This window comes from Glaciecola sp. G7-5, from assembly GCF_055808975.1.
In genome coordinates this window covers 1417275-1430313 of sequence record NZ_CM147892.1, presented here as the reverse complement: position 1 = coordinate 1430313, position 13039 = coordinate 1417275, and the positions used below count along the sequence as shown (strand labels likewise).

The following is a 13039-nucleotide window of genomic DNA, read 5'->3' as shown; positions in this document are numbered from 1 at the left end:
AAGCTTATTGTAATCTCGTTAGAAATATCAAAATCAACAATCAAAGGTAGCGAAAGCTACCTTTTTTATGTAGTTTATACATACACAGAGTAATCAAGATGCAGGTCAAGGTTATTTCCCCATACATTCAATTATAAAAACTCAGTAAAGGGATACAGTCGCAATGAAAATTCTTAGTCGCAATGTCTATGTTGGACCCAATGTTTACGCCAACTTCCCCGTTATATGCTACCAAATCGATTTAGAAGAGCTAGAAAACTGGCCTTCAGTTAAACTTGGCCAAGACTTTATTGAAGGCCTAGTAAAGGCGATCCCAAGCTTGCACAAACATGGCTGTTCTTATGGTGAAGAAGGCGGTTTTTTGCGTCGCTTGCGCGAAGATGAAGGCACCTGGATGGGGCATATTTGGGAACATGTCGCCATTGAACTTCAAAACTTAGCAGGCGCTGCCGTCACCTTTGGTCGCACGCGTAGCCTAGCTGAAAAAGGTACTTATTATGTGGTCTATCAGTATCAACAACGCGATGTAGGTCTTGAAGCAGGTATTTTAGGACTTAAATTACTTAAGCACCTCATGCCTAAAAACGTTCAAAAAGCAATCAATGCCGACATTGAAGAAGACTTTGATTTTGCCCAAGAGCTGACCGATTTTATTAAAATGGCCCAGCGTAAAGAGTTTGGCCCAAGTACCGCTTCTTTGGTAGCAGCCGCTGAAGCGCGCGACATTCCGTGGCTACGCTTAAATAATTATAGCTTGGTACAATTTGGCCATGGTAAATACCAGCAGCGCATACAAGCCACTATCACCAGTGAAACCAAGCATATTGCGGTAGAGATTTCTTGTGACAAGGAAGACACCCACAATTTACTTAACGATTTAGGCTTACCAGTACCCCAGCAAATGATGGTCTACAGTAGCCATCAAGCAGTAAGGGCTGCTCGTCGTATTGGGTATCCAGTAGTGGTTAAGCCACTCAATGCAAACCATGGACGCGGTGTGAGTATTAACCTCACGACAGATGCAGAAATCGAAGTCGCCGTTGGCGAAGCGCAAAAACACGGTACAAGCCGCGCAATTTTAATAGAGAGCTTTTTAACCGGCTACGACCACCGAATGCTAGTGGTAAACAACGAATTAGTCGCGGTCGCCAAGCGTGTGCCCGGACACGTAGTAGGTGACGGTGTTAGCACAATAGAGCAGCTTATCGACGTGGTGAATCAAGATCCACGACGCGGTGTTGGTCACGAAAAGGTATTAACTCGCTTAGAACTAGACAACCAAGCTACTCGTTTGATGGAAGAAGCGGGTCATACCAAAGATACCGTCCTTCCCAAAGGTGAGGCGTTTTATTTACGTTCTACAGCTAATTTATCGACCGGTGGCACTGCCATTGATGTGACTGACATAGTCCACCCCGACAACCGCGATATGGCTATTCGCGCTATAAGAGCCATTGGGCTTGATATTGGTGGTGTAGACTTTTTAACCGACGACATCAGTAAATCATACAAAGAGATTGGTGGCGGAATATGTGAATGTAACGCCGCCCCTGGTTTTAGAATGCATGTTGCACCAAGTGAAGGAAAACCGCGGGATGTGGCGGGCAAAGTTATGGACATGCTATTCCCCGTAGGCAGAAACGCGCGCATACCGGTTGCCGGAATTACCGGTACCAATGGTAAAACAACTACCTCGCGAATGCTTGCTAGTATTATGAAAAGCGCGGGTTTTACCACCGGCATGACCTCTACCGATGGTGTATATATAGACGGTCACCTTACCGTAAAAGGCGATATGACCGGCCCAACATCAGCACAAATAGTATTACGCGACCCAAGCGTCGATTTTGCAATTATGGAAACAGCGCGAGGCGGCATCGTTAAACGTGGTTTAGGTTATACCAGTTGTAATGTAGGCGCTTGTCTTAATATTTCAGCTGACCATTTAGGACAGCGCGGCGTAGACACGCTAGAGCAATTGGCACAAATTAAACGCGTAGTAGTAGAGGTAGCACAAGATTGCGTAGTACTAAACGCAGACGATATAAATTGCTTACAAATGGCCGAATTTTGTACTGCTAAGCAAATTTGTTATGTCACCATGGATTCAGGTCATGGCTTAGTGCGCGAGCATATCCGCCAAGGCGGAATGGCCATTGTCCTTGAAAAAGGCATAAACGGCGACATGATCACCATTTATGACAATGGCGCGCATATACCCTTGTTATGGACTCATTTAATTCCGGCCACCATTGAAGGCAAGGCAATGCATAACGTACAAAATGCGATGTTTGCAACGGCCATGGCCTATAGTTTTGATACGTCGCTTGAGAATATCCGCCAAGGACTTCGCATATTTAATACATCATTCTACCAAGCACCTGGTCGCTTAAATATCTACGACGAATATCCATTTAAAGTCATCTTAGATTACGCGCATAACCCTGCTGCCATTAAAACAATTACCGATTTAGCTGCAAGATTAGAAGTTAAAGGTAAACGCCGCTTAGTGATTGCCATGCCCGGTGACCGCCGCGATGAAGATATTATTGAAGCAGCAAATTCAGTAGCGAACACTTTCGATACCTTTGTGTGTAAGGCTGACGACGATAGACGCGGGCGCGGGCACGACGAAGTTCCTATGTTGTTAAAAGAAACGCTTATGAAGGCTGGCGTAGATGAAAGTAACATTCAAGTTATTCCTAGTGAAGCTGACGCGGTAGAAGCTGGCTTAACAAGTTGTCATGCCGGTGACCTAATCGTTATTCTTGGCGATAATATTACGCGTTGCTGGAAACAAATCGTGCACTTTGATGATGCAGGTGGCAGAACCATTCAAGAAAGTGATAAGCCATCACAAGATTTCCCTGAAAAACTATATGAACATGTAGAGCATAAATTCGAACTGTCAGAAGGTCAGCGTATTGTGCAAGATGACCGAGGCGTGCATATTGTTGTTGACCGTAGCGAAGAGTCTGACTGAACCAAGGGGTAGAAGTAATGCAACTTAGTTTAGACGAAGTAAGGCGCTTAACTGGGCCTAATCTGTTGTCAGATTATCCTGGGGCCATTGCGGATGTCTTTATTCAAGGTAAAAACCAACAGGAAGTATTGACCTGTTGGCAGCGGCATCTTGAGTATTGCTTAGCAGCGCTGAAGTGGAACGAATGCTATTTTCATCGTTTTTATGATGGTGGACTAAGCGTTTCACTGACCGCCCCCATGGACCTTCTTTACAGTGCTTGTGATGTGCTTGAACTCGCTTGGGATTGCTGTGTTGATGAATTAACAGGAACGCATAATGTTGAGGTTGAAGAACGCCTCAAAAGCTTGCAAAGTGCAATTGTTGATGAAGCAAACCCAAAGTTGATTGCCCTACTAGATGCTGCTAAAGAGCATGGCGTGCTTTGCTTAAGCGATGATGACGAGGTTAGCCTAGGGGCTGGCGCGAATTCACAAACATGGCCAATTGATACTTTCCCAGCCGCCGAAGAAGTAAACTGGTCACGCTACCAACAAATCCCCATCGCCCTTATTACAGGCACCAACGGCAAATCTACAAGTGTGCGCTTGGCGGCGCAAATAGCAAAAGCTGCCAACATGCAAGCCGGTGTAACTTCCACCGACTTTATCAAAGTTGGCAATAGCATTATTGATAAAGGAGATTACTCCGGCCCCGGCGGCGCGCGCATGTTGTTACGTGATAAGCGGACCGAAATTGCCTTTTTAGAAGTGGCTCGCGGTGGTCTATTGCGCCGCGGCCTTCCGGTTGGCAATGTGAGTGCATCCTTGGTAACAAATGCGGCAAGTGACCATTTAGGGCAATATGGCATTAATACGGTAGATGAAATAGCACAAGTTAAATTAATGGTAGCTAAGGCCATTAAAGATGACGGCAGTTTTATTGTGTTAAATGCAAACGACAAACGTTTAGTAAAATTTGCGCCTGACTTTTTTAGTACTGAACAAGAGGCACCCATTTGTTGGTTTAGTATGGACGCTCAACACCCTCTTATTGTTAGCCAAATTGAAAACAAACGACCTTGCGTTTACGCCAAAGACAATACTCTTTTCTATAGTCATACAAAAATTGAATCAATTGCGCAAATAGACCAAATTCCGATGACCGTAGCAGGTACTGCTAAGCACAATATTGAAAATGCACTAGGAGTTGTTGGTTTGTGTAAAATTATGGGCATAAACAACGAGGCCATAAAATCTGGGCTAATGGACTTTGGCCAAAACCCAAGCGACAACCCAGGCCGTGGTAATATTTATCAGGTCAAAGGCGCTACAGTGATTGTCGATTTTGCCCACAATCCACATAGCATGAAAGCCGTGATGCAGATGGCAAAAAATATGGCTGACGCACTTCCAAACGATGGGCAGATAAAAGTGCTCTTTAGTCACGGTGGAGACAGGTCAAACGAAGACATTACCGCGGTTGCTGATGCCGTGCACAGCTTAGCACCGAACACCTATATATTATCAGAGCTTGAAGAATACCTGCGTGGGCGCGAGCTTGGCGAGGTGTCAAACCTTGTTGAGAAACATTTGCTAAATAAAGGCGTAAGTAACGGCGATATTGTAAAGGTAGGCGATCCTTTCGAAGGCACTAAATACGCGGTTGAGTCGGCAAAAGCAGGTGACTTGTTGCTCTTGTTTGTACTAGCTAAACGTGACAAAGTGCACCAATATTTAAGTGAGTTCAATTAAATATAGTTGAAAGTTTTTCGTGTAAAAATCTATCTGTATAGCATCGGATACTTTTACAAGATAGATAATGAAAAACTTAAGTCTTAAACAAACACTAATCGTTGGTCTGATTGCCAGTGTTCTTTTTATATTAATACAACCGCTGTTTTCAATGGCTACATTGACCTCGCGGCATGCTTCAGCTTATGTTTATATGGGTGATTATAATGAGATAGTCGCTCTAGTGATTGCCTGGTCGGTGCATATTAGTGTTTCTGTTTTTTATGCCTTCGTTTCTGCAATTATTTTTAACATCAACCATTCTGCACTAGTAAACGGCTTGCAAATTATTTTCCTTGGTTGGCTAACGACACTTGTCGCTACGCCAGCTAATGAGCTTGTGCTTAAGCTCATTGGCACAATGCAGTTTCCGCCACTAAGTGCATTATCTGCATTTAATACTGAGCTTGGACCAAAACTGTGGTTGCACATATTGTTTTTCGTAATGATTGTTGTGGGGCTATCGTCTATTCAGTTTATGAATAGACGGTTTAATGCTAGCGAGGCTAAAGTGACTTAATTAGATAACCCGTTTTCGTTATTTTATAGCGATAAGCTCGACTTCAAAAATCAATAACGAGCCGGGAGTGATACTACCTGTGGCGTTGTCACCGTAGGCAAGGTTAGAAGGAATAAAGAAGCGAAACTTGTCACCTTCTACCATTAATTGTACGCCTTCAGTCCAGCCTGATATAACACGATTTAGGGGGAAACTAATTGATTCGCCTCTGTCTACCGAACTGTCAAACACAGTTCCGTCCATCAATGTGCCATGGTAATGAACTTCAACCGTAGTATTCGCATTTGGGTGAGTGTTGCCCTCGCCTTTTTCTAGGATCATGTATTGTAAGCCTGAGTCAGTTTCAACAACGCCTTCTCGAGCTTTGTTCTCGATTAAAAACTGCGCCGCTTCCGCTTTATTTTCAACGGCAGCCTTTTTATTGTTTGAATGCCGAGTAAACAAAAACACCGCTAGTGCAATAATAATCGCCACAATGATAAACTTCATGTCGTTCCCTTGTTATGTAAATGTCACTAAAAATTAAAATGATTAAATTGAACCGCGTGTAGTGTAATATATAAGGGCTTTTAGAATAGAGATAAAAATGAAGAATTTAATAATATTTACGCTTTTCGCGTTTAGCCTTGTGCCATTTTTCGCAAACAGCCTTGAGAATACGCTAGATCCCAAGGATCCTTTGATTGCGCGCTTTGCTCAACTAGGCGTTGAAGTAATAGAAATTAACGAGACCCCAATCGACGGACTAAAAGAGCTTGTCACTAATCGCGGTGTAATTTATACAAGCCTTGATGGCCAATTTTTGGTGCGTGGCGCGATCATTGATTTAGAAAATCGGACTAACCTTACTGAATTAAAAACCAAATCCTTGCGAAACAATCAACTTCAAACCTTAGAAGATTCGATGATTGTTTATAAAGCGCCAGATGAAAAGCATAAAATTACCATCTTTACAGATATTACCTGTGGCTACTGCCGCAAACTACACAATGAGTTAGACGACTTATTAAGTGCCGGCGTAACAGTGCGCTATTTGGCCTTTCCTCGAAATGGATTACAAAGTGCAGGATATACTGCGTTAATGAATGTATGGTGTGCTAGGGACTCTCAAACTGCACTTACTAAAGCTAAAGCCGGCGAAAATATCGTTAGCGCAATGAACTGCGGTGCACCTTTGGTTGAACACTATAACTTAGGCAAAAGCTTTGGCTTCAACGCCACGCCAGCTATAATTTTAGAAGATGGTTCGGTCATTCCAGGCTATCAATCAGCCCCAGAATTAATTAGCGCGCTACAAGCAATTAACGCGTCGTAATACCCTCACATTCAAGGAGAGATCTTATAGCTGCTGCAAATTTACTCACGTTACTAGACGATATCGCGACAGTTTTAGACGATGTTGCGGTGCTTTCCAAAGTCGCCGCAAAGAAAACCGCTGGCGTCCTAGGAGACGATTTAGCCCTAAATGCGGAGCAGGTTTCAGGCGTAAAGGCCGACCGCGAGTTACCCGTTGTGTGGGCGGTTGCAAAAGGGTCCTTTCTCAATAAACTCATCTTGGTGCCAAGTGCGTTAACCATTAGCTATTTTGCACCATGGTTAATCATGTACTTGCTTATTATTGGTGGCTTGTATTTGTGCTTTGAAGGTGTTGAAAAGCTCATGCATAAATTCACAAGCAATAAGCATGAAGAAGAAGTTGCTCATCGCGAGAAATTAAAGGCCTTAGCTGATCCATCTATTAATTTAGCCGACATTGAAAAAGATAAAATTAAAGGCGCTATTCGCACCGACTTCGTTTTAAGTGCAGAAATAATTGTGATTATTTTGGGGACTGTGCAAGCAGAAACATTTACCACACAAATAACGATTTTATCCTTACTCAGCATTTTATTTACCGTGGGCGTATATGGTTTTGTGGCTATGATCGTAAAAATTGATGATTTAGGTTTGTACTTACTGCGCAAATCTGAAAAGGGTAACTTCAATAGCGTTCAAGGATTAACAGGTAAAGCTTTACTGCGTTTTGCGCCCATTTTGATGAAAACACTTTCTGTCGTCGGCACCGCCGCGATGTTTTTAGTTGGGGGTGGCATCATTGCTCATGGTATTCCTTTCTTGCATCACTTTGTAGAGCAGTCTATCGATGTGGTTTCTGTCTGGCCTACCTTTGGCACTATTGCAGGCTCACTTGCCGGCATTGCTTTAAATGGGGCTATTGGTATCGCTGCGGGCTTCGTTGTATTTTTGGGCTTTATTGGCATAAAGAAAATCCGAGCCTGACGCACATAGAGTTGTCACTACCCCTTTTATTCTTGCGCGACCCCGCGTCTTTCCTGCTCGGCCCCGCGTCTTTCCTGCTCGACCCCGCGCCTTTCCTGCTCGCCCCCGTCTTTCCTGCTCGCCCCCGTCTTTCCTGCTCGACCCCGTGTCTTTCCTGCTCGCCCCCCGTCTTTCCTGCTCGCCCCCCGTCTTTCCTGCTCGCCCCCCGTCTTTCCTGCGAAGGCAGGAATCTGCTTGATACTACCTCTTTTATCGCATAAATAGAGGATGCTTTTAGGAGGTACTTGCCTTCGCAAGTATGACGGGCGGGGGAGGTACTTGCCTTCGCAAGTATGACGGGCGGGGGTGGTAATTCCCTTCGCAAATATAACGGGCGGGAGGTGGTAATTCCCTTCGCAAATGTAACGGGAGGGTTTTGGTACTTGCCTTCGCAAGTATGACAGAGCGTGCACGTGCGAGACACAGGGATAAAAAAAGCCCCGGCAATCTTGAAGATTGTCGGGGCTTTGTATTTTGCCTTAACTTAAGCTTGAGCGCAGCGTGTGTGCGCTCGGGGCTTATTTTTATTCAACAGCAACTACAGCTTCAGAAGTTGATGAATTGTAAGGTGAGACTGAGTTGTCGTCATCAAGCGAATCGCCATCAACATAAGACTCAAAGTCATCAGAGAACACTAACGTTGTTCCAGCTGTATCAGAGAAAATAGCAAAGTTATCTACTGATACAACACCTGTTGCTTCTCTCACTCCGCCGTTGTCACCAAATCTAACGGCTACGTGGGTAAGCCCGCCGAAAGAGTTGTTGTCAGGCGTAAATCCTGCAGTAGTAAGAGGTACACCATCAACCGTTACTGTGATTAGTGGGTTAACTGTGGTTTCGCCACCTGGATATTCCCATGTAATAACAATATTCATGTACTGGTCTAGTACCACGGTTCCAGCAGAAACATCTACATCGCCCGGGCTACGTACGCCAAAACTATCGTCTTTAATACGAAGGTCTAGAAGTGCACCATCATTATTCGTAGCCGAGTTGAACAAGGTAATAAACGCATCGCCATTTCCAAGGTCATCATCTAAGCGTTTAATCGCCACTTCAAATCGTCCTTGTGCTAATGGACCAACAGTATCGCCTATTGCATAGCGTAGTTCACCGGTATCACTATCACTAGTGTCACGAATTTCCGCTATTTTATTGCCATCAGTTCCTGGGCCACCTACATCGCCGCTAGCCTCAACGACTGCTTCTGATGTATTAGAATGGTACGGAGATGCCGAGTTGTCGGTATCTAGTGAATCGCCATCTGCATATGATTCAAAGTCATCTGTAAATACTGAGCTTGTACCCGCTGTATCTGAATATATAACCAAGTCATCAACTGTAAACGTACCTGTTACGTCTACTACACGGCTATTATCACCAAATCTGAAGGCTACGTGAGTAACACCTCCAGTAGAACTGTTATCAGGAGTGAATCCAGCAGCAGTAAAGCGTACTCCGTCAATTTCAACAGTCACTAGTGGATTCACATTAGTGTCGCCACCAGGGTATTCCCAAGTAATGACTACATTCATGAATTGGTCTAACAAGACTGTTGCTGCAGAAGTGTCAACATCACTAGGGCTACGTAAACTAAAGCTATCATCTTTAATACGAAGGTCAATTATTGCACCAGAGTTGTTTGTATTTTCGTTAAACAATGTAATGAAAGCATCAGCATCACCTAAGGTGTCATCAAGACGTTTAACCTTAGCTTCTACTCTACCCTGGGCAAGTGGGCCATCAGCGCCAAGTGCGTAACGAAGTTCCCCTGTATCTCCGCTGTCAGTATCTCTAATGACCGCGACTTTGTTTGGTCCACCAACATTACCACCAACACCAGTAATCGTGATTACGAAGTCGTCTGTCGTGCCATCGGCTGACTCGACCGTAATGGTATCAGTTTCGCGTTCACCGCTCACAAGCGCTGCAATAACAGCATTTGTCGTATCAAGCGTATAAGTCCAGTTACCGTCGTCTAATATTGAGAAAGTACCGTAGGTGCTGACCGTAGTTGCAGGCATAAAGGAATCTTCGCCAGCATCTGGGTCAATAACGCTCGCTGTACCCGTTATTGGCGCAGTAGAATCGCTAGGTAGAGCAGCGCTCAAATCAAAGAATACTGCTGGTGTTGGCTCTACAGTGCCGTCACCAACATCAAATACCGTTACTTCAGAATAAATAGCTAAGCTATAAGGACTATCTGAGCCGTCTAGGCTGTCACCAACATCATAGCTTTCAAAGTCATCTGCAAAGACACTAGTGGTGCCTGCAGTATCAGAGAATACTTCGATGTCATCAACATAGTATGCACCAAATGGGATGGTTCTATCATTATCGCCAAAACGGAATTGAATAGCTTTAATACCTTCAGCAAACCACTGATCTAGGTCGGTAAAGTCAGAATCAACAACCGCTGCAGTTGAGAACGCTCCGCCAGTAATAACTTCACCATTGATAGTTAAAGTTATTTGGTTGGTTGCATCTAAATCCCACTGAATCTCTATCGTGTAAAATTGATCTTCAACGAATGGAGCGGTAACCATACTTCCAGGATAAGCGTCGTTTTCAGTGTTTCGAACAAGGAAGCGAGGCGCTATTACGTTGCCTAAGTTATCAGTTTGCTCACCTTGGATACGGACATCAATGAGCGATTCTGCGCTACTGCCTGATGAACCATAAAGCGTGATGTAAGCATCTTTATTGTTGCCATCACTACCGAGCGCGACTTCTTTTAAGAAGGATGCACTTAGCTTACCTTGGCGAAGATCATTCACGCTAAATCTAATTTCACCAGTATCATTGCCAATATCGGTAATCTTAACGACTTGCGTTAGTGCTGCAACTCTAAAGCTCATATCAGCCGTGGTACCGTCAATAGACTCAATAGTCACTGAATCATTAACAGAATTACCTACTTCAAGATTGGCTACTGTATCATTTGCAACATCAACGGTATAAGACCAACTACCGTCAGCACTGATAGAAAACGTACCATAGTCGAGTACAACGTCTGTTTGTGCGACTACTCTGTCTTCTTCAAAGTTTGGATCGGTAACAATGACCATACCCGTTAATGGTGCAACTGACGTATTTTGAACTGTACCACCCAAACTACCTTCAATGATTGCTTGGACTGGGTCGTTGTTATAGCCAACTGCGGAACCAATTACGTTTAATAAATCAATGTCTACATCACCCGCTACTTCTGAGGTAGTTTGTAGATTGGTTTGCGCAGTCTCAAAGGCATCTAATGTTGCATCTGACAAACTATCATCTGCGAAATCAGCGGCAAGGTCAGCCAACACCGCCGCAATATCTTTATCGGTTGCGTCGGCATCTAGCTGCGATATAAGCGCGAGAACTGAGCCGTAGCGGTCTGCATCAGCGGCATCATCTGCACCTAAAGGCACAACACCAACAGCTGTTGGAAGGACTTGCGTAGTATCAAAACGAATACCAAAACGCTCATTGATGGACGATGCTGCGTCAGCAAAGCCATTTAAATCGGCAGAAGCTGCTTGTACTGCTAATTCAGTCAAAGGAGACACGACGTACATTGGCGCAGGGTTTTCTGTTGTCGCTTCTATTACATTAACAACCGCTCTTAATTGTGGAGCATCTAATGTAGTACCCGTAGACTCATCGGTATAGGTACCACCGACACAGCTAACTAAGCCAGCGCCCTCAAAATTAACGCCACTAAAGGTAACACCACCAAAAGCGTCACTGGTTGCTGTTGCTTGTGCTGGGGTAATTGCGCTTCCGCTATCGCTTACTTCAAATATTTCGCAGCTCGCGCCGTCAACAGGGCCTTTCACAACGCTAGCAAAAACGTCTAGAGTTGGCATGATAACGGGTGTACTAGCGCCAAGTCCTTCGGTAAAGCCAGCTTCATCACTATAATTAGCAGAAACCGAAATTTCAGTTCCTTCATCTGCTTCGGTGATAGTATATGTGTTACCAGTTGAGCCGTTTGACCAAACGATAGTAAGGGTATCAGCGATAATGCCGTCAGCATCACTAACGTTTACTGAGAGCGTGGCGCCGGCCACAAAATCGTTACCAACAATTTCAATGTTGCCGCGAGTATTACTACCTAGTTCAGCGGTATCATCACCGCCACCGCAACCCACTAGGGCCGTGGCGACAATAAAGGGTATAAGAGATTTTTTAAACATGCTTTCTACTCCTGAAAGTTTTACTTCTAATATTGTTCATTGTTCTAACAAAGTACTAGGCAAGCCTAGTACTTAACGCTGATACCTGCGAACACACGAGGACCGTAGTCGTTTACTTCACCGCGGTTACCTTGAGCATAGAAGTCTGTAGATTTTGGTTCGCTGAACAAGTTAATTGCTTCAACTTTAACGCGAATATTTTTATTTATTTTGTAAGAAGCACGTGCTTCCCAAACGCCTACTTCATCAACATAACGTAAGCGCGTACCGTTACTTGTGTATGGTTGGAAATAGTCGCTACGGAACTTGTAGATAAGTGCAGTATCAAAACCGCCGTTCTGATAGTACAACTGTCCGTTAAATACATGCTCAGAGAATCCTGGCACGGCAGCAGGGTCTACGATACCTTCTGTAAGTTGCGTAGTAACACCGTTTATATCAGTAATAAAGGTGTCACCGTATAAACTGTCTTCAAACTCAAAGTCAGTGTCAGCGTAGTTATAGCCAAATTTGAAGCCAATTCCGTTATCCCAACGATATGAGAATGAGGCTTCTAAACCGTAAAGGTCGCTCGATTCATCAGTGGTTACTGAGTTTGTTATTGGTAGCGTTACATCAACACCGTCAACAGTAAAGTTTTCTAATACAGTTTGCTGTTGGAAGCCGCCGTTAAACTGCTTGTAATACAAGCCAACTGCAACAATAGAATCGTCGTTAGGGTACCATTCAAACGACACATCATAGTTCCAAGACATTAACGGTTGAGTATTGGGATTACCCGCACCGACAGCCCCTACTAATAGGTCATTTACAGAAAGAGGCGCACTATCATCATCAGTATCAAATCTACGACTGTAACCTAAATCCGACGGGTCTGCGCGAGACATACCGCGATAAATACCTGCTCTTAATAAGATATCGTCGTTGTAATCTACAACTAAGTTGAAACTTGGTAATACTTCGGTGTAATCACCGCCACCAACAATTTGCTCAACTGTGCCGGTTGGCTCTAAACTTACTACCCCGAGTTCATTCGTCAGAACGTCAAAGGCTTGTCTAAAGCCAAGTGAAGTCACTTCTGTATTTACAACACGAACACCAAAGTTACCGCGAATAAACTTCCCAAACATTTCAGTATCGTAGTTTGCCATTACATAAGCTGAAGTAGTTTCTTGGGGTTCTAGGGATTTTCCCCTCTAAAGTAACATAAATCGCCATACTCACCATATTTAAAGGCATACAAAGGTGGGTTACTTCTCCAAAG

Annotated in this window: 7 protein-coding genes and 1 pseudogene; 5 read left to right on the top strand and 3 right to left on the bottom strand. The window is 44.1% G+C overall.

Translation table 11 applies throughout. The features are described from left to right. The first annotated feature begins 163 nt into the window (after positions 1-163). The 3 genes from cphA to AC0L6H_RS06175 all read left to right on the top strand — a co-directional run bounded on the left by cphA (position 164) and on the right by AC0L6H_RS06175 (position 5275). Positions 164-2983, top strand: coding sequence for a cyanophycin synthetase (cphA, locus tag AC0L6H_RS06185; protein ID WP_473393205.1), 2820 nt, complete (start codon positions 164-166; stop codon positions 2981-2983). Positions 2984-3000: 17 nt separating this feature from the next. Beyond that, positions 3001-4716 carry a Mur ligase family protein gene (locus tag AC0L6H_RS06180; protein ID WP_473393204.1) on the top strand — a complete coding sequence of 572 codons (1716 nt, stop codon included), beginning with the start codon at positions 3001-3003 and terminating at the stop codon, positions 4714-4716. Between the two features lie 67 nt (positions 4717-4783). Further along, positions 4784-5275, top strand: coding sequence for a hypothetical protein (locus AC0L6H_RS06175; protein ID WP_473393203.1), 492 nt, complete (start codon positions 4784-4786; stop codon positions 5273-5275). Between the two features lie 18 nt (positions 5276-5293). On the opposite strand, the gene AC0L6H_RS06170 is transcribed toward AC0L6H_RS06175, so the two are convergent. After that, positions 5294-5764 carry an FKBP-type peptidyl-prolyl cis-trans isomerase gene (locus tag AC0L6H_RS06170; RefSeq protein WP_473393201.1) on the bottom strand — a complete coding sequence of 157 codons (471 nt, stop codon included), beginning with the start codon at positions 5762-5764 and terminating at the stop codon, positions 5294-5296. 97 nt (positions 5765-5861) lie between these two features. Between AC0L6H_RS06170 and dsbC the strand changes: the two genes are divergently transcribed. Next, complete coding sequence (gene dsbC, locus AC0L6H_RS06165) at positions 5862-6590, top strand: bifunctional protein-disulfide isomerase/oxidoreductase DsbC (RefSeq protein ID WP_473393200.1); 729 nt, start codon at positions 5862-5864, stop codon at positions 6588-6590. Between the two features lie 26 nt (positions 6591-6616). Further along, positions 6617-7555: a DUF808 domain-containing protein gene (locus AC0L6H_RS06160; RefSeq protein ID WP_473394474.1), complete on the top strand. Its 939-nt coding sequence runs from the start codon at positions 6617-6619 to the stop codon at positions 7553-7555. A gap of 563 nt (positions 7556-8118) precedes the next feature. On the opposite strand, the gene AC0L6H_RS06155 is transcribed toward AC0L6H_RS06160, so the two are convergent. Further along, positions 8119-11775 carry a VCBS domain-containing protein gene (locus tag AC0L6H_RS06155; protein WP_473393199.1) on the bottom strand — a complete coding sequence of 1219 codons (3657 nt, stop codon included), beginning with the start codon at positions 11773-11775 and terminating at the stop codon, positions 8119-8121. A gap of 65 nt (positions 11776-11840) precedes the next feature. Then, positions 11841-12950 (bottom strand): annotated as a pseudogene (locus AC0L6H_RS06150) (TonB-dependent receptor domain-containing protein); the annotation flags it as partial. Between the last annotated feature and the right edge of the window lie 89 nt (positions 12951-13039).